The 17,820-nt window shown below is 73.0% G+C and carries 15 protein-coding genes; 6 read left to right on the top strand and 9 right to left on the bottom strand.

The window, feature by feature from the left end; translation table 11 throughout:
- Positions 1–8: 8 nt before the first annotated feature.
- From ACIRRH_RS23165 to ACIRRH_RS23150, 4 genes are all read left to right on the top strand, one after another.
- Positions 9–1,019, top strand: a complete 1,011-nt coding sequence (locus ACIRRH_RS23165; protein ID WP_403070517.1) for a polyprenyl synthetase family protein — start codon at positions 9–11, stop codon at positions 1,017–1,019.
- Between the two features lie 115 nt (positions 1,020–1,134).
- The gene (locus ACIRRH_RS23160) at positions 1,135–1,797 is read left to right on the top strand and encodes a response regulator transcription factor (protein WP_224280807.1); all 663 of its coding nucleotides are present in this window, start codon (positions 1,135–1,137) and stop codon (positions 1,795–1,797) included.
- 285 nt (positions 1,798–2,082) lie between these two features.
- Complete coding sequence (locus tag ACIRRH_RS23155; protein WP_403070515.1) at positions 2,083–4,080, top strand: 2-oxoacid:acceptor oxidoreductase subunit alpha; 1,998 nt, start codon at positions 2,083–2,085, stop codon at positions 4,078–4,080.
- Positions 4,077–5,141 (top strand): 2-oxoacid:ferredoxin oxidoreductase subunit beta, encoded by a 1,065-nt coding sequence (locus ACIRRH_RS23150; protein WP_403070512.1) that lies wholly within the window; start codon positions 4,077–4,079, stop codon positions 5,139–5,141. Before ACIRRH_RS23155 ends, ACIRRH_RS23150 begins: the two co-directional genes overlap by 4 nt.
- A gap of 63 nt (positions 5,142–5,204) precedes the next feature.
- Here the strand turns inward: ACIRRH_RS23150 and ACIRRH_RS23145 are convergent, their stop codons facing one another.
- The 3 genes from ACIRRH_RS23145 to ACIRRH_RS23135 all read right to left on the bottom strand — a co-directional run bounded on the left by ACIRRH_RS23145 (position 5,205) and on the right by ACIRRH_RS23135 (position 7,828).
- Positions 5,205–5,585, bottom strand: a complete 381-nt coding sequence (locus ACIRRH_RS23145; protein ID WP_403070923.1) for a VOC family protein — start codon at positions 5,583–5,585, stop codon at positions 5,205–5,207.
- Between the two features lie 169 nt (positions 5,586–5,754).
- Entirely contained in the window at positions 5,755–7,377 is a 1,623-nt protein-coding gene (locus ACIRRH_RS23140; protein WP_403070509.1) for an LCP family protein, read from the bottom strand.
- Complete coding sequence (locus ACIRRH_RS23135) at positions 7,370–7,828, bottom strand: DUF6542 domain-containing protein (RefSeq protein WP_403070506.1); 459 nt, start codon at positions 7,826–7,828, stop codon at positions 7,370–7,372. Before ACIRRH_RS23135 ends, ACIRRH_RS23140 begins: the two co-directional genes overlap by 8 nt.
- 304 nt (positions 7,829–8,132) lie before the next feature.
- On the opposite strand from ACIRRH_RS23135, the gene ACIRRH_RS23130 reads away from it, so the two are divergent.
- Positions 8,133–8,789, top strand: a complete 657-nt coding sequence (locus tag ACIRRH_RS23130; protein WP_403070504.1) for a TetR/AcrR family transcriptional regulator — start codon at positions 8,133–8,135, stop codon at positions 8,787–8,789.
- Between the two features lie 112 nt (positions 8,790–8,901).
- On the opposite strand, the gene ACIRRH_RS23125 is transcribed toward ACIRRH_RS23130, so the two are convergent.
- The 5 genes from ACIRRH_RS23125 to ACIRRH_RS23105 form a co-directional block, all read right to left on the bottom strand.
- Positions 8,902–9,687, bottom strand: coding sequence for a GNAT family N-acetyltransferase (locus tag ACIRRH_RS23125; protein ID WP_403070501.1), 786 nt, complete (start codon positions 9,685–9,687; stop codon positions 8,902–8,904).
- Between the two features lie 60 nt (positions 9,688–9,747).
- Positions 9,748–10,323 carry an RICIN domain-containing protein gene (locus ACIRRH_RS23120; RefSeq protein WP_403070498.1) on the bottom strand — a complete coding sequence of 192 codons (576 nt, stop codon included), beginning with the start codon at positions 10,321–10,323 and terminating at the stop codon, positions 9,748–9,750.
- Between the two features lie 36 nt (positions 10,324–10,359).
- The gene (locus ACIRRH_RS23115) at positions 10,360–11,208 is read right to left on the bottom strand and encodes a peptidoglycan-binding protein (protein ID WP_403070495.1); all 849 of its coding nucleotides are present in this window, start codon (positions 11,206–11,208) and stop codon (positions 10,360–10,362) included.
- A 45-nt stretch (positions 11,209–11,253) separates the two neighbouring features.
- Positions 11,254–12,156, bottom strand: a complete 903-nt coding sequence (locus ACIRRH_RS23110; RefSeq protein ID WP_403070492.1) for a CAP domain-containing protein — start codon at positions 12,154–12,156, stop codon at positions 11,254–11,256.
- A 133-nt stretch (positions 12,157–12,289) separates the two neighbouring features.
- The gene (locus ACIRRH_RS23105; RefSeq protein WP_403070490.1) at positions 12,290–15,223 is read right to left on the bottom strand and encodes an AfsR/SARP family transcriptional regulator; all 2,934 of its coding nucleotides are present in this window, start codon (positions 15,221–15,223) and stop codon (positions 12,290–12,292) included.
- Between the two features lie 129 nt (positions 15,224–15,352).
- Between ACIRRH_RS23105 and ACIRRH_RS23100 the strand changes: the two genes are divergently transcribed.
- The gene (locus ACIRRH_RS23100) at positions 15,353–16,783 is read left to right on the top strand and encodes a BTAD domain-containing putative transcriptional regulator (protein WP_403070487.1); all 1,431 of its coding nucleotides are present in this window, start codon (positions 15,353–15,355) and stop codon (positions 16,781–16,783) included.
- Positions 16,784–16,818: 35 nt separating this feature from the next.
- On the opposite strand, the gene ACIRRH_RS23095 is transcribed toward ACIRRH_RS23100, so the two are convergent.
- Entirely contained in the window at positions 16,819–17,286 is a 468-nt protein-coding gene (locus tag ACIRRH_RS23095) for a hypothetical protein (RefSeq protein WP_403070484.1), read from the bottom strand.
- Positions 17,287–17,820 lie beyond the last annotated feature (534 nt).

Below are 17,820 nucleotides of genomic sequence, written 5' to 3'. Positions count from 1 at the left end.
TGGTCTTCGTGACCGTCGTGGAACCCTTCGGGCTCAGCGTGCAGGACCGCGACCTGACCCGGGACGTCCAGGCCGGACTGGACGCGGTGGAGGCGGCGCTCGGTGAGGCCGTCAAGAGCGACGTCCCGTTCATCACCGTCACCGCCAGCCACCTCCTCGAAGCCGGCGGCAAGCGCTTCCGTCCGCTGCTCCTGCTGCTCGCCGCCCAGTTCGGCGACCAGGGGGCGCCCGGCGTGGTGCCCGCCGCCGTGGTGGTCGAGCTGACCCACCTGGCCACGCTGTACCACGACGACGTCATGGACGAGGCGCCGGTGCGCCGCGGCGCACCGAGCGCCAACTCCCGCTGGGACAACTCGGTCGCCATCCTCACCGGCGACTTCCTGTTCTCCCGCGCCTCCCAGGTGCTCTCCGACCTCGGCCCGGAGGCCGTGCGGATGCAGGCCGAGGCCTTCGAGCGGCTGGTCACCGGCCAGATCCTGGAGACCCGCGGCCCCGGCCCGGACATGGACCCGCTGCTGCACTACCTGGACGTCCTGGAGGGCAAGACCGGCTCGCTGATCGCCGTCTCCTGCCGGATAGGAGCGCTGATGGCCGGCGCCGAGCGCGGGCTGGTGGACACCCTCGGCGAGTTCGGCGAGCGGATCGGCATCGCCTTCCAGCTGGCCGACGACGTGCTCGACATCGCCAGCGACGGCCACGAGTCCGGCAAGACCCCCGGCACCGACCTGCGCGAGGGCGTGCCGACCCTGCCGACCCTGCTGCTGCAGCAGATGCCCGCCGACCCGGCCGACCCGGACGACACCCGGCTGCGCGAACTGCTCGACCAGGACCTCTCCGACGACGACCTGCACGCCGAGGCGCTGCGCCTGCTGCGCGCCCACCCCGCGCTGGAGCGCGCCCGCGCCGAGACCCTGCGCCGGGCCGAGGAGGCCCGGGCGCTGCTCGCCCCGCTGCCGGACTGCCCGGCGAAGGCCGCCCTGGAGGGCCTCTGCGACGCGGTGGCGATCCGCACCATGTGAGCCCGTCCGGGGCCGTCCGGGCCGGGCCGCGGTGAGGTCCGGGCCCGGGCCCTCGGCACGCCCTGGGATGGGGGAGACTGACACCCGTCAGCACACGCCTGCCGGGAAGGTCGCCATGCGTCGCGTCGTCATCGCCGAGGACTCCGTACTGCTGAGGGAGGGACTGACCCGGCTGCTCACCGATCGCGGCCTGGAGGTCGTCGCCGGAGTCGGAGACGGCGAGGCCCTGGTGAAGGCCATCCACGACCTGGCGGCGGCCGACGCCCTGCCGGACGTCGTCGTCTCCGACGTGCGGATGCCCCCGACCCACACCGACGAGGGCCTGCGCGCCTGCGTCGAGCTGCGCGGCCGCTACCCGCAGCTGGGCGTGCTGGTGCTGTCGCAGTTCGTGGAGGAGCGCTACGCCTCGGAGCTGCTGGCCGGCTCCACCCGGGGCGTCGGCTACCTGCTCAAGGACCGGGTCGCCGAGGTGCGCGAGTTCGCCGACGCGGTGGTCCGGGTCGCCGAGGGCGGCACCGCGCTGGACCCGGAGGTGGTGCAGCAGCTCCTCAGCCGCAGCCGCAAGGGCGACGTTCTGGCCAATCTCACGCCGCGTGAGCGCGAGGTGCTCGGGCTGATGGCGGAGGGCCGCACCAACGCCGCGGTGGCCAAGCAGCTGGTCGTCTCCGACGGCGCGGTGGAGAAGCACGTCAGCAACATATTCCTCAAGCTGGGCCTGGCCCAGAGCGCGGAGGACCACCGTCGGGTGCTGGCCGTGCTCACCTACCTCAACTCCTGAGGCCCGCCCCTCCGGTTCCGCGGCCCCGGCTCCCGGGGCACGCCCCCCGGGGGAGCACATCTCGGCCATGCACCCGCAGAGTGCTCGCGCACGCCCGCCCGAGCCGGAATGATCTCCGGCGGGCGGGCGTTGACAAGCATGTGCGGTGCAGCCGCGGGCCGGTGAAATTACTGACGCGGTTCCGGCCGCCGTCGTGTCGGCCCGCATAGGATGCGAGAGGTGCACCAGGCGGACGGGGCACGGGGCCGCGCCCGCGGTGGTGTGCCCACGAGGAGGTCCGCGGCAGTGACCAGTCAGGTCGATCAGTCAGAGGCAGTGGACGGCTCGGACGGCAACGAGGCCCGTGCCGGGAGCGGGGACGCGCGCTCGGGTTCGGCCGCGCCCGCCGGGCCACCTGCCCCGGGCGGCCCTCCGGCGAATCCGGGCAAGCCCATCCGCAGACTCGATCGGGTGATCATTCGCTTCGCCGGCGACTCCGGTGACGGCATGCAGCTCACCGGTGACCGGTTCACCTCGGAGACGGCGTCCTTCGGCAACGACCTGTCCACGCTGCCGAACTTCCCGGCCGAGATCCGGGCGCCCGCCGGCACCCTGCCGGGCGTCTCGTCCTTCCAGCTGCACTTCGCGGACCACGACATCCTGACCCCGGGCGACGCCCCGAACGTGCTGGTCGCGATGAACCCGGCCGCACTGAAGGCGAACCTGCCGGACCTGCCGCGCGGCGCCGAGATCATCGTCAACACCGACGAGTTCACCAAGCGCGCGCTGGCCAAGGTCGGTTACCCGGCGGACCCGCTGACCGACGGCTCACTGGGCGGCTTCCACCTGCACAAGGTGCCGCTGACCACGCTGACCCTGGAGGCGCTCAAGGACAGCGGCCTGGCCCGCAAGGACGCGGAGCGGGCGAAGAACATGTTCGCCCTGGGCCTGCTGTCCTGGATGTACCACCGGCCCACGCACGGAACGGAGTCGTTCCTGCGCACCAAGTTCGCCAAGAAGCCGCAGATCGCCGAGGCCAACATCTGCGCCTTCCGGGCGGGCTGGAACTTCGGCGAGACCACGGAGTCCTTCGCCGTCTCCTACGAGGTGCCGCCGGCCAGGCTCCCGGCCGGGCGCTACCGCAACATCTCCGGCAACCTCGCCCTGTCCTACGGGCTGATCGCCGCCGCGCAGCGCTCCGGACTGCCGCTGTACCTGGGCTCGTACCCGATCACCCCGGCCTCGGACATCCTGCACGAGCTGAGCCGGCACAAGGACTTCGGGGTGCGCACCTTCCAGGCGGAGGACGAGATCGCCGGCGTCGGCGCCGCGCTCGGTGCCGCCTTCGGAGGGTCGCTCGGCGTGACCACCACCTCCGGGCCGGGTGTCGCGCTGAAGTCCGAGACGATCGGCCTGGCCGTCTCGCTCGAACTGCCGCTGCTGATCGTGGACATCCAGCGCGGCGGCCCGTCCACCGGCCTGCCGACCAAGACCGAGCAGGCGGACCTGCTGCAGGCGATGTTCGGCCGCAACGGCGAGGCGCCGGTGCCGATCGTCGCCCCGGCCACGCCCGCGGAGTGCTTCGACGCGGCGCTGGAGGCGGCCCGGATCGCGGTCACCTACCGCACCCCGGTGTTCCTGCTCTCGGACGGCTACCTGGCCAACGGCTCGGAGCCCTGGCGGATCCCCGACGTCGACGAACTTCCGGAGATCGACCCGCAGTTCGCGACCGGCCCGAACCGCGAGGACGGCGCCTTCTGGCCGTACCTGCGCGACCCGCGGACGCTGGCCAGGCCCTGGGCGCTGCCCGGCACGCCCGGCCTGGAGCACCGGATCGGCGGCATCGAGAAGCAGGACGGCACCGGCAACATCTCCTACGACCCGGCCAACCACGACTTCATGGTCCGCACCCGGCAGGCCAAGGTCGACGGCATCACCGTGAAGCCGGTCGAGGTGGACGACCCGACCGGCGACGCCCGGGTGCTGGTGCTGGGCTGGGGCTCGACCTACGGGCCGATCACCGCCGCGGTGCGCCGCCTTCGCGCGGACGGCGGCGAGGTCGCCCAGGCGCACCTGCGCAACCTCAACCCGTTCCCGGCCAACCTGGGCTCGGTGCTGCGGAGTTACGAGAAGATCATCGTGCCCGAGATGAACCTGGGGCAGCTTTCGCTGCTGCTGCGGGCGAAGTACCTGGTGGACGCCGAGTCCTACAACCAGGTGCGCGGACTGCCCTTCAAGGCGGCCCAGTTGGCGGACGTGCTGTGGGCCGCGATCGGCACCCTGGACGAGGAGGACCACCGATGAGTGAGCGGAGCGAGCACGCCTTCCCGTCCCTGCGGCTGGTGCCCAAGGCCGAAGGCCCGCAGAGCGCCCGGGACTTCAAGACCGACCAGGAGGTGCGCTGGTGCCCCGGCTGCGGGGACTACGCGATCCTGGCGGCGGTGCAGTCCTTCATGCCGGAGCTGGGCATCCGGCGCGAGAACACGGTGTTCGTCTCGGGCATCGGCTGCTCCTCGCGCTTCCCGTACTACATGAACACCTACGGGGTGCACTCGATCCACGGCCGGGCGCCGGCGATCGCGACCGGGCTGGCCACCGCGCGCCAGGACCTGAGCGTCTGGGTGGTGACCGGTGACGGCGACGCGCTGTCGATCGGCGGCAACCACCTGATCCACGCCCTGCGGCGGAACGTCAATCTGAAGATCCTGCTGTTCAACAACCGGATCTACGGCCTCACCAAGGGCCAGTACTCGCCCACCAGCGAGATCGGCAAGATCACCAAGTCCACCCCGATGGGCTCGCTGGACGCGCCGTTCAACCCGCTGTCCCTGGCGATCGGTGCCGAGGCCACCTTCGTCGCGCGCACCATCGACTCGGACCGCCAGCACCTCCAGTCGGTGCTCCGGGCGGCCGCCGAGCACGAGGGCACGGCGCTGGTGGAGATCTACCAGAACTGCAACATCTTCAACGACGGCGCCTTCGAGGTGCTGAAGGAGCCCGGCAGCCGGGACGAGGCGCTGATCCGGCTGGAGCACGGGAAGGCCGCCCGCTTCGGTGCCGACCTGGCGAACGGCGTCTTCCGGGGCCCGGACGGCGAGCTGTTCACGGCTCCCGTCACGGCGGACAACGAGGCGGACGTCCTGGTCCACGACGCGCACGCGGCCAGCCCCGCCACCGCCTTCGCACTCTCCCGGATCGCCGACGCGGACACCCTGCACCACACGCCGATCGGCGTGCTGCGCAGCGTCGAACGCCCGGTCTACGACGAGCTGATGGCGGGCCAGCTGGCCGCCGCCACCGCCGGGCGCGGCCCGGGCGACCTGGCCACGCTGCTCGCCGGCAACGACACCTGGACGGTGGACTGACCGTCTGCCGGAGCGAGCGGCGCCCCCTGTCCCGGCCGGGACAGGGGGCGCCGCTCGTCGTTCCTACTGCTCGGCCCACTCGACCAGTTCGATCACCACCCCGTTCGGGTCGGCGACCTGGAAGAGCTTCTCGCCCCATGGCTCCTCGCGCAGCGGCAGGGTGATCACGACCCCCTCCTCGCGCAGCCGCCGCTCCTCGGCGGCGATGTCCTCGACGACGAAGGCCAGGATCACGCCGTCCGCGATCCGCTGGCGCTGCTCCTCCGGCAGGACTTCGAGGCTGCGCCGGAGGTAGACGACGCCGACCCCGCCGCCCGGGTGCGCGAGCGAGACGAAGCCGTCGGCTGACATCTCCTCGTGGTAGCCGAAGTGCCGCCGGAGGAAGGCGGCGGAGGTGGTGACGTCCTCGACGGTCAGGGAGACGGCGGTCCTGGTGATCTGCAAGGTGGAGAACCCTCTCGTCGGCATCGGGCGATTACCCCGTACACAGTACACTATACGAAGTACGGAGAATTTCGCCAGGGGTTTCCGAGGGGTCTCTCCTCCGGGGCGGGAACGGCCGAGGGAGGCTCCCCGGGCGGGGAGCCTCCCTCGGCGATCGGTACGGGGCGCGTCAGTAGACGCAGGGGATGCCGCCGTCGGACTCCGCGTCGACCATGGGGCCCTGTTGGGGCACGTTGGTGTCCGGGGCGGCCGGGGCGCCGGTGGCGGGCTTGTCGCCGGGGACGCCGGTGAAGGTGGTGCCGAGGGTGACCACGACTCGGTCGGCGCCGGCGGAGGAGGACTCGGTGGCGGTGACGCCGTAGCGGGCGGCGATCTGGTTGGCGGCCTCCTTGGCGCCCTTGCCGTAGGTGACGGTGGTGGTCTTGGGCTTGGCCGCGGCGGGGCCGGTCTTCCCCTCCTTGAAGCCCAGGCCGGCCAGGGTCTTGGCCTCGGCCGCGGAGGTGACGCCGGCGGCCGAGGAGGCGTTGAAGACGTCCACGGTGACGGTCTTGGCGGTGGTCGTCGTCGGACCGGCGGCAGGTTGGGCGGGGGCCGTCGGGGCGGGGCTCTCGTCGGTCGGTGCCGGTGCGGGGCTGGTGTCGGCGTAGCCGAACAGTTGCTTGACGATCTTCTGGATCTGCGGCGGGCTGACGATGTTGACGTCCTGGCCGTTGACCTTCTTGAGCTCGGCGACCGGGAGGGTGCGGAACTCCGCGTTGCCGCCGGTGAGGTTGGGGGCCTGCTGGGCGAAGTCCAGGACGTTCCACTCGTTGTCGATCACGAGGTCCTTCTGCACCACGCCCATCAGCTCCTGCATCTTGCCGAGGTTGCCGATGACGCCCTTCTGCTTGAGGTTGTGCACCACCGAGGAGATGAAGGCCTGCTGGCGGTGGGTGCGGGCGAAGTCGCTGTCGTTGCCGTCGCCGCCGTCGAGGTTGTGTCGCTGGCGGACGAAGGAGAGCGCCTGCGAGGCGTTGAGCTGGTTGACACCCTTGTGGAAGTCGGCTCCGGAGCCCTGGCCCTCCATGGCCGGGTCCTTGGTGTCGTGGGTGAGGCAGACCTCTATCGGCTGGAGGGCCTTGGCGATGTCGTAGAAGCCCATCAGGTTGACCTCGGCGATGTGGTCGACGGGCTGGTCGAGGAACTTCTGCACGGTCTGGATGGTGGCCGCGCGCCCGGCGTCGCGCCCGGCCTTCTCCAGGTCCGCGCCCTTGAGGCCCTTGGCCTGGAGGGCTGGCGTGGCCTTCTCCTTGGCCTCGCCGTAGGCCTCCTTGATCTTGCGCATGCCGACCTGCTTGCCGTCGCCGCTGTAGGTCATCACGTAGTCGTCGCGGGGTATCGAGACGGCCTGCACCTTGCCGCCGTTCGCCGGGATGTGCAGCAGGATCAGGGAGTTGGTGTTGTAGCCGCCGATGTCGGAGCTGTGGCCGGCGTGCAGCTCGTCCTGGACGAACTCGGGCGGGAGGTCCGTGCCGTCCATGTTCTTGCGGCTGTCCAGGCCGATCAGCAGCAGGTTGACCGAGTTGTCGAGGTGCTTGGGCGCGTCCTTCTTGGTCTCGGCGATGACGCCGGAGGTGGTCATCCCGTCGGTGAGCTGCTTGTACTCGTACCAGACCACCCCGCTGGCGGCGAACACCGCCAGGCCGACGCTGCAGGCCAGCGCCCGGCCCGCGATGAGCGCGGGGGAGGGGCGGCGTCGCGGTGGCGTCGGGGCTCCGCCCTCGGCCCGGTCGTCGGTCCGGTTCTCAGCCATGCTGCCTCCTCCGCGCCCGGACCAGCCGGACCGCGATCACGACGACGGCCGCGGCCGCGGCCTCGGCCATCACGGGAAAGCCGTGCACCACCCACTTCGCGGCGCCGGTGGCCAGGCCCTTGCCCTGGTACCGGTCGCGGTGGGCGGCCAGTTCGACGGCGGCCGTCACGCCCAGGACGACCAGCGGCGAGGCGGCGAGCACCCACCACCAGCCGTTGCGGCTGCTCAGTGCCGCCGCCAGGCCGGTGCCGAGCACGGCGGCCACGGTGAAGGCCAATCCCATGCCGGGGCCGGAGAGTTCGTCGACCGCGGCGCCGGCCGACGGCAGTCCGACGGCGAGGGCCGCCGGCAGCGCCGGCCCGCCGGGCAGGGGGCGTATGTGTCCGGCGGGTCCGCCCGCCGCCCGTCGGCGCGCCCCCTGGCCGGCCGACCGTCCTCGTTGCCCCGTCACGCCCTCACCCCGGTGTTCCCGTGCTCCGCGCGCCACGGTGGCGCCTGCGCCGCATGCCGTCCGAAAGTCCGTTCGTGGCGCTGCCAGTTCCGGACGCCGGTTCCGCCCGGCCGGTTCCCGCGCGGGCCCGGCTGCCCGTGATCGGGGGGGCGCTTCCCAATTCCTTCTACACGGGTGTAGAAGTCGTACGCAGCATAGAGCACGTCCGTTCGGCGGCACCGCCGGGTTCGCCGCGCCCCGGATAAACTACACCGGGCAGTTTCTGAGAGGGCCGGCCGATGCGCCGGCGGAAGAGGAGAGGGCCGTGGCGGCGACGGGCGGAGCGGGACGGCCGGAGAAGCGCAAGGCGATCACGCAGGCCGCGACGGTGGTGTTCGGGCGCGAGGGGTACGTCCGGGCCAGCATGGACGCGATCGCGGCCGAGGCTGGGGTGTCCAAGCGGACGGTCTACAACCACTTCGCCGACAAGGAGACCCTCTTCCTGTCGGTGGCCCTGCAGAACTCGGCGGAACTGACCGAGCGGATCCGGGAGTTGATGGCGAAGTACCTCGACCGGGTGGTGGACCTGCGCCAGGACCTGATCGACTTCGCCGTCGAGCGGGCCCGCGCCGTCCTGTCCGCCGGCGAGCACGGGGCGCTCGGCCGGGCGATCCGGGCCGAGGTGGCCAACATCCCGGCGGACGTCCTGGAGGCCTGGCTGGAGGCCGGGCCGATCGCCTCCCAGCGCGACCTCGCGCAGCACTTCGCGGCGCTCACCGGGCGCGGCCTGCTCGCGGTCGAGGACGCCGGGACGGCCGCCGAGCAGTTCACGCTGCTGACCTTCCACGGCATCGCCGAGCGCTCCTTCTGGGGCGCGCTCCCGGTGGCGGACGAGGAGGTCGAGCGGATCGCGACGGCCGGCGTGGACGCCTTCCTGCGGATCCACGGTGCGTCGGCGGCGCAGACCGAGGCGCAGGGCTGAGAACACTCGGGCGGGGCGGCCCGGAAGGTGCTCGACCTGGTCGGCGGCCCGCTCCCGGAGGGCTGCCGGCGAACCAGGCGGGGCACCGTCGAGCGGACGGCCTGGTGGACGTCTAGGACGCGGCGCAGAGCACCAGCTCGTTGTACGTGGCGACGGTGGTGAAGCCGAGCCGCTCGTAGAGCCGGATCGCCGGGGCGTTGTCGGTGCGGACGTTCAGGCCCAGGTGGTCGGTGGTCGCGGCCAGGTGGTGGCACAGCGCGGTGACGCAGGCCCGGGCGAGGCCGCGGCCGCGGGCGTCGGGGTGGGTGGTGACGTTGCCGAGCACGGCGACCCGCTGCGCAGGGGAGTGCACGTGCACTCCCGCGACGGCCACCAGCCGGCCGTCCTCGCGGACGCCGACGTAGCCGCCGTCGGCGAGCATCCGGGGGTCGAACCAGGAGCCGGGGTAGGACTCGGCGAGCAGGGCACGGACGGCGTCGACGTCGTCGAGGGTCAACGGCTGCGTCTCGTGCGCGACCTCGGTCGGAAGCCCGTCGGTGAGGAGCATCCGCAGCAGCGGCGTCCGGTGCTCGACCGCGTAGTCGGGGGTGAGGGCCCGCTCGGCGCCGTCCGGCAGCCCGGCCGTGAAGCGGCGCGGGAGGAAGGGCCGGAGGCCGCGCAGCAGGGACTCCAGCGGAGGCCCGTCGGCGGGCCGGGCGAAGGCGAGCAGGACGGGGGTGTCCCCGCCGCTGTAGAGCAGCGCGACCGGCCCGTGGCCGGAATCGGGAGAGGCCGTGTACCAGGTGGTGTTCGGCCAGAGGGTGTCGTCCAGGTCGCCGAGCTCGAAGAGGTGCAGCGCCGGATCGGTGCGGAAGCGGGCGGCGAGCGCGGCGCGGTCGTGCAGGCTGATGAGGGGCACGCGGACGAGGATAGGCCCGGTCCGCTCGACGTCGACGAGCGGACCGGGCCCGGTGGTTCGTCAGCCCAGCAGCCAGCGCTGGGCCGGGGCGGCGGGGTCGCAGGGGGCCACCCCGGTGGCCTGGCCGCCGCCGTTGGAGGTGAGGCACTGCCCGGTGGCCGCGCTGCGGATCAGGTACCAGCCGTGGTCCTCGTCGGTCAGCCGCCACTTCTGGTTGGCCGGCATCCAGTCGCCGTTCGGCTGGTTGAGGCCGTCCAGCCCGCCGGGGGTGTCCCAGAGGCGGACCGTGCCCGAGCCGGTGTCGAGGTCGATCACCTTGCTCTGTCCGTGCGAGATCGCCGTGGTGCCGTCGCAGTACTTCCAGAACGTCCAGGTCTGCGCGGGCGACTGGTTGGCCTCCCAGACGACGATCGGCTGACCGTTGACCTCGGCGTTGTGGTACAGGTCGAGCGCGCCTGCCCCGGAGCCGTTGTTCACGGCCGTCATGCCCTTCACGGACGGCGAGAAGTCGCAGACGCCGGCCGGTGCGGCCTGCGCCGCCTGCGCCACCGGAGCGCCGGCCACGACCGCCCCCGCGACGGCAGTGACGGCCCCGAGCGAGGCGAGGAACCTGCGGGTACGGGTGATGGTGCTCATGGGCTTTCTCCTTCTGATGTGGTGGAGGGACCCGGGTCAGCCGCGCGGGACCGCGAGCGCGGCCCACTGCTTGGGACCGGGGATGCCGTCGGCGTCCGCGCCCGAGTCGCCGAGCTTGTGCTGCCAGTTGCGGAAGGACTCGAGGTCGGCGTCGGACCACTCGGGCCCGGGGCCCTCGGCGTAGGCGGAGCAGCCCTCGGCGACGAGGCGCTCGCCCATCCGGGTGATGACGTCGCTGTTCTGGCCGTCGTGGAAGAAGTCGGCGCCGGGGAACGGCTCGTAGCCGTCGCCGCCGCCGGCCGCCGGGGCGGCACCGGACGGGGCGCCGCCGCTGGGGCTGTCGTCCGCGGAGGCCTCCTGCCCGAAGTAGAGCGCCCCGGGCCGGTCCTTCCACTCCGGGTCGGCGAGGACCACGCCCTCGATGAAGTCCGGGATGCCGTAGCCGTGGACCCAGTCCGAGCGGCGCTCGCGGGTCTTCAGGTAGACGCCGTCGCCCTCGGAGCTGCCCCCGTCGTTGGTGTTGCCCTCGACGGTGGTGATGGTGGAGCTGGTGTAGGCGACGCAGATGCCGGTGTGGCTGCCGCCGCCGGGCCCGAAGAAGACCTGGCCGCCGATCACCGGGTACTCGGTGAAGCGGCCGCGCTCCTTGAACCAGGCGACGCCCTCCGCGCAGGAGGCGCTCACCGGGAAGAGCTCGGCGTTGCCGGACCGCTCGGCGCACCAGGCGACGAAGGTGGCGCACCAGGCCTCGCCCTGGGACCACTCCAGGCCGGCGACGGCGGGGGAGAACTTCTGGATGTTGTTCCAGTGCCCGCCGCTGCGGCCCTCGTGGTAGCCGACCTCGTCTCGGGCGATGCGGATCAGGTCCGTCGCGTTCGAGGACATGGGTAGGGACTCCTTGTTGCTGGGGGAAGGGTGCCGGTCGGGATCTCAGGCCTTGCCGAACGTCTGCACGTAGCGGCCCCAGTTGCCGCGCTGGCGGGGCGCGTAGCCGATGCCGATGTAGTTGTAGTCGGGATTGAGGATGTTGACCCGGTGGCCGGGGCTGTTCATCCACATCTGCATCGCCTCCGGCACGCTGTTGCTCGGGGTGACGTTCTCGGCCGAGGCGCGCGAGACGAAGCCGGCGGCCGCGATGCGGTCCCAGGGGGTGCTGCCGTCGGTGCCGTTGTGCTGGGTGAGGTCGTGCGAGGCCATGTCGTTGGCGTGGCGCTGGGCGGCCGCGCTGAGGCGGTCGTCCAGGCGCACCGGCGGGGCGCCGACCCGGCCACGCTCCGCGTTGACGGCGTTCAGCATCTCGGTGCGGAAGTCACCGCCGCTGGGCTGGGGCTGGGGCTGGGGCTGCGGCTGGGGCTGCTGCTGGCCGCCGCCGCTGACGCCCCCGGCCGGGACGAGCTGCCAGCGCTGCGCCGGGTTGGCGTCGTCCTGCCGGGCCAGGGTGAGCGGCGAGCCGGGGGCGGCGGCGGTGAGGAAGAGCATGCCCTCGTTGGTGCGGGTGGTGCGGATGCGCACCCAGTCGTTGTCGAGGGGCTCGAAGCACCAGTGCTGGTTGGGCTGGTTGTGCTCGTTGTACAGCCAGGTCTGGCCGATGGAGTAGTTGTAGTCCATGACCATGGCCTGGCCGCCGGGGTGCTTGCCGACGGTCAGTTGGGTCTCCAGGAGGAAGCTGCCGTTCTCCTTGGCCCAGAAGGTCCAGCCCTGGGCGGTGGTGCCGTTGGGGCCCCAGGACTGGATGGCGGTGCCGGCGGCGGTCTGGCTGGAGCGGAGGTCGGCGACGGTTCCGTTGGCGGACTTGAGCGTCCAGGTCTGGCCGTGCTGGGGAAGGGTGGGCATGGGTTGCGCCTCTCGTCTGTGTGCCGCCCCGGGCCGCAACCGCTGTGGCCCGGGGCCTGACGAGAGAGACGTTCCTGCACTGCGGTAGACGGTCGGTCAACGCGCGTAGCCCGCACGGCCGTTGATGTCACGTCTACCGCGCCAGCAGCTCCCTGACCTGCGTCGACTCTTCCTGGAGCCCCAGCCGCTCGTACACCTCCAGGGAGTCCGTCAGGCAGGCCCGGGCCTGGCTCGGGCGGCCGAGGCCGGTGAGCGCGGTGCCGAGGGTGCGCAGCAGGCCGGCCTCCAGGGCGGGGCTGGTGCGCCGGGCGAGCGGGAGGACGGCCTCGGCGGCGTCGACGGCGAGCATCCAGCGGCCGGCCTCGGCGTGGATGCGGGCGGCGAGGTCGCCGGACGCGGCGGCGAAGACGGTGACCTGGAGGGCGGCGAACTCCTCGCGGGCGCCGACGGCGTGGGTGAGCGCCGCCTCCGGATCGCCGCACAGCCGCAGCACCCGGGCGAGGTAGTAGCGGCCGGTCGCGGCGGAGACCGGCCCCGAACGGCTCATCAGGTGGGCGCTGCGCTCGGCGGCGTCCCTGGCCTCGTCGATCCGGCCGGTCTGGGCGCAGCTGAACGCGAACTCGCCGAGGGCGCTGCCCTCGGAGCGGCTCGCGTCCAGCCGCCGGAACAGTCCGGCGGCCCGGCCGGCGTGTTCGGCGGCCTCGGCGTAGCGGCCGTGGACGCGCGCGTTGCCGCCGAGGGTGAGCAGGGACTTGGCGAGGACCCGCTCGGTGCCGGTGGTGGTGCACACGTCGACGGCTCGGTGGATCTCCTCCTCGGACTCGGCGTAGCGGTTGACGTGCCAGAGCATCGAGCCGCGCAGGTAGCGGGCGAGGGCGAGCGGGCCGTGGTCGCCGCGTGCCGTGGCTTCCCGGGCGAGGCGTTCGGCGAGGTCGGCGATGACGGTGGTCTGGGTGCGTTCGGCGAGCACCGAGCCCATCCGGTCGGCGAGTTCGGCAGCGCGATCGAGCGGCACGGCCGGGTCCGCGCAGCTCAGGGCGATGACGGCGGCGTGCACCTCGGCCTGTTCGCGCATCCAGCGCACGGCTTCCGCGCCGTCGGCCACCGGTCGGCCGGGGTGGGACACGGTCGCGTCGAGCAGGCTGAGTTCGACCGGGTCGGGTTTGCGGGCGGCGACGTCGGCATTGCGGGCGGTGGCGAGGCAGAAGTCGAGCAGCCGGTCCGTGGCGGCGGTGCGTTCGGCGGCGCCGTCCTCGTCGGCGAGCCGACCGCGGGCGTAGGCGCGGACGAGGTCGTGGAAGCCGTACCGGCCGAAGCGGGGGGAGTGCAGCAGGTTGAGGTCGACGAGGGTTTCGAGCAGCTCGCCGGTCTCGGCCTCGGTGCGGTCGAGCAGGGCGGCGGCGCAGGGCAGCGGGACGTCGGGGGCGTCGGGCAGGGCGAGCAGCCGGAAGGCGCGGGCGAGTTCGGCGTCCAGGCGGTGGTAGGAGAGGGCGAAGCTGGCTTCCACGGTCCGTTCGCCGTCGCTGAGTTCGGTCAGCCGGTGCTCGCGGCGGAGTCCTTCGGCGAGCGCGGCCAGGGTGAGCGCGGGGTCGGCGGCGAGCCGGGAGGCGACGATGCGGACGGCGAGCGGCAGCAGCCCGCAGGCCCGGACGACCTCCTCGGCGGCCCCGGGTTCGGCGGCGACGCGTTCGGCGCCGACGATCCGGGTGAACAGCTCCAGCGCTTGTCCGGGCGGCAGGGTGTCCAGCCGCAGCTGGTGGGCCCCGGCGAGGCCGGTCAGCCGGTGGCGGCTGGTGACGAGGACGGCGCAGCCGGGTGAGCCGGGCAGCAGCGGTTCGACGTGACCGGTGGTGGCGGCGTTGTCGAGGACGACCAGGACGCGCCGCCCTGCCAGGGCCGAGCGGTAGAGCGCGCTGCGCTCGCCGGCGTCCGGCGGGATCTCGCCCGGGTCGACGCCGAGGTCCCGCAGGAAGCCGGCGAGCACCGTGCCGGGGTCGGGCGGGGTGTGGTCGGCGCCGCGCAGGTCGGCGAAGAGCTGCCCGTCGGGGAAGCGGTCGCGGACCCGGCGGGCGACGTGCACGGCGAGGGTGGTCTTGCCGACGCCGCCCATGCCGTCCAGGGCGGAGACCACGACGGTCCGTCCGCCTGCGCCCGCGAGGCGGTCGGCGAGGGTCTCGGCCTCCTCGGTGCGGCCGGTGAAGTCGGGCAGGCCGGACGGGAGCTGGTCGGGAGCCTGCCAGCTGTCGGCGGTGGCGTCGGCGGTGGGTTCGGCCGGGCCTGCGGTGGCTTTCGCGGGCAGCAGGGAGGCGTCCTCGCGCAGGATGCGCAGCTGGAGGTCGGCCGGGCCGTTCTCGCCGGGCGGGAGCGAGGCGCGGGCGTCCTCGTACACGGCGAGCGCCTCGGCCTTGCGTCCGGCCTGGTAGAGGGCGCGCATCAGGACGGCGGTGAGCCGGGGGCGGCCCGGCTGCTCCAGGGCGAGGGCGGCGATCGCGGCGGTGAGGTCGGTGCGGTCGCCGAGATCGGCGTCCAGTTCCAGTTCCGTCTCCTTGGCCGAGATCCGCTGCTCGGTGAGGCGGGTGCGGACGGCCTCGGCGTGCGGCCCGGGCAGTCCGGCCAGGGCTTCGCCGACCCACAGCCGGTGGGCGCGCCGCAGCACCTCCCGGACCTCCTGCGGCGGCGCGTCCGCCTCGCGCAGCCGTCCGGCCTCGGCCACCAGCGCCTCCCAGGCGGCGGCGTCCACCTCGGCACCGGGCGCCTTGAAGGCGTATCCGTCGCCGACCCGGACCAGCGGCATCCGGTCCGGGTCGTCCCCGGCGTACGGCCGGAACGCGGTGCGCAGCCGGGAGACGGCGAGCTGGACGGCCTTGCGCGGATCGGCCGGCGCGGCCCCGCCCCACACCCCCTCGACCAGCACCGAGGTCGCGACCGTCCGCCCGGCGGCGCCCAGCAGTACGGCGAGCACGGCCCGCTGCTGCGGCCTGCCCAACTGCAGTTCATGCTCCCCGTACCAGGCCCGCAGCGGTCCCAGCAGTCCGAACCGCAGCCCGGATCCCCCCATGTCACCCATGTCCCGTCCCCGAAAGTCGTTCTGCGCCGGGATCTCGCCAGTTCCGTCCGGACGGCGGTCCCCGTACCCCCGGCGGCCTATTCTCTGTCACAGATTGTGTACCGGATCGAGGGCTTCGAGGAGTGGGCGGTGGGGCTCGAATTCCACGTGCTGGGGCCGCTGCGGGTCCGGTACGAGGGCCGGGAGGTTGACCTCGGACGACCGCAGCAGCGGGCCGTCCTCGCCGCGCTGCTGTTCCCGCCGGGGCAGCTGGTGTCGACGGACCGGCTGGTCGAGAGCCTGTGGGGCGAGGACGAGAGCCGCTGGCCGAAGGACCCGATCGGGCAGATCGGCACCCATGTCCACCGGCTCCGACGTGCCCTGGGTGCGCCCGGGCTGCTGGTCGGGGCGGCAGGCGGGTACCGGCTGGAGGCGCCGCGCACGGCGGTGGACCTCTTCCGCTACGAGGCCGCGGTGACGGAGGCCGTCGCGCTGCGTCACCAGGATCCGCTACGGGCGCGCGAGATGCTGGCGCAGGCCCTGGGGGCCTGGGAGGGGAACCGTGCGCTGGAGGGGGTGCCCGGGACGTTCGCCGAGCGGGTCCGGGAGCGACTGGCAGCCGGGCGGTTCGCGGCGGTGAAGGCGCTGCTCGGCCTGGACCTGGCGCTCGGCCGGCACGCCGAGGCGCTGGAACCGCTGGCCGGGCTGGCGGCCGCGCACCCGCAGGACGAGGAGCTGCACAGGCTGCACCTGCTGGCACTGCACCGCTGCGGCCGTACCGCGGAGGCGCTGGCGGGGTACGAGGCGCTGCGGGAGCGGTTGGACGGGGAGCTCGGGCTCGAACCCGCCCCGGCGCTGGTCGAACTGGCGGAGCAGATCCGGCGGGGGGAGGCCCCGGTGCTGCTGCGGCGGATACCGAGGCTGCCGAGGCCGTGTCAGCTGCCGCCGGACAATCCGGACCTGGTCGGGAGGGCGGTACAGGTGAGGGAGGCGGAGCGGGTGCTGCGGGCGGGCGGTAGGCCGGTGCTGGGGCTGTCGGGCCCGGCGGGCTGCGGCGCGTCGGCGCTGGCGGTGCACGTCGCGCACACCGTCCAGGACGCCTTCCCGGACGGCCAGCTGTACGCGAGCGGGGGCGGCTCCGGCACGGTGCTGGCCGGCTTCCTGCGGGCGCTGGGGGACCGGACCGACTCCTCGGCGGGCCTTGACGAGCTGTCCGCACGCTACCGCGCCGCGCTCGCCGGGCGTCGGGTGCTGGTGCTGCTCGACGGGATGGCCGAGCCGGGGCCGCTCCTGCCGTCGGTGCCCGGCTGCGCCGCGGTGGTGGCGGGGGCCGAACCGGGCGCGCTGCCCGTGGACGCCGTACGGCTGGCGGTGGGACCGCTGGAGCCGCACGATGCCTACGAGCTGCTGGCCCGGATCGCCGGCGCGGACCGGATCCGGCGGGAGCCGGACGCGGTGGCCGAGCTGGCGGAGATCTGCGGCCACCTGCCTGTCCTGCTGCGGACGGCGGCGGAGCGGCTCGCTGCCCGGCCGCAGTGGACGGTGGCCGACCTGGTCAGGTGGTTCGCCGAACGGGGCTGAGTGCCGGGCCGCCGTGTGGGCGGCCCGGCTGGGGCCTACGGCCTGGGGGAGTACAGGTCGGAGGCCAGGACCACGGCCTCGGGGTCGTTGCCGTGGGGGACTCGGTCGCCGCCCCAGTAGACGGAGACGTTGCCGTTGTCGTTGACCGTCAGCTTGGCGTGCGGGTGGCCGTTGGTGCCGAGGGCCCAGCATTTGCCACCGTTGGCGGAGTAGACGACGAGGTTGCCGTCGCTCTGCATGACGGCCTTGTAGCCGCAGTTGTTCGTGCCGGTGGCCCAGACCGCGCCGTTGGGGTGGTAGATGACCAGGTTGCCGTCGGTCTGCATAATCAGCCGGGTGGTGGACGAGTCGACGTGCCAGCCCGGGTAGAGCGGCTCGTCGTCCCAGATGGTGTGGGTGCCCGGGTCGTACGCGGCCTGTGCGCTGCCCGCCCCCAGCAGCGTCCCGGCCAGTGCCAGCGCGGCGGTCGCCGCTACGACGGCCGTGCCTCGGAATGCCTTCATCGCCTTCATGTCCCCGTGTACCTCGTGGTTCTCTTGTGCGTTCGCGCCCGGGAGGTCCTCGGTGCGCTGTGTGAGCACGATCTTGGGGGGAGGCGGTAGACAAACGATGAACGCCCGCGTTGATCGGTGTCCGCGGGCAGGGCCGGGCCGGGCCGGGCCGGCCCCACGGCGACCCGTGGCATTTGGCTTGGGCCCGGAGTAGGAGTACTGTCTCCTAGTCGCCTGACAGGGAGCACCGGACACGCAGCTGCGCGGACGGTCCCGGAGCGGCCAATCCTCTGAAACACCACTTCCCGGTTCGGGCCGGGTCGCTTCGTCGTTTTCACGTCGCGGCCTGGTGCGTATTCGGTGTGCGCGTTTTATCGGGTTGCGGTCGGATTCGCTTTTCGGAGCGGAGGTCGGCTAGAGTTTGAAACGTCGGACGGGGCGTCAAACCCCAGAAGACACCGGCGAGTTGGATGAACGAAGCCCCGGAAACGGAGCGGAAAACATCTGATAAGCTGGAAACACGAAAGAACGAAGCCCGGAGGGTCC

The sequence above is a fragment of the Kitasatospora sp. NPDC101235 genome, assembly GCF_044767505.1.
Lineage (GTDB): Bacteria > Actinomycetota > Actinomycetes > Streptomycetales > Streptomycetaceae > Kitasatospora.
This window is presented reverse-complemented; position numbering and strand designations above follow the sequence as displayed.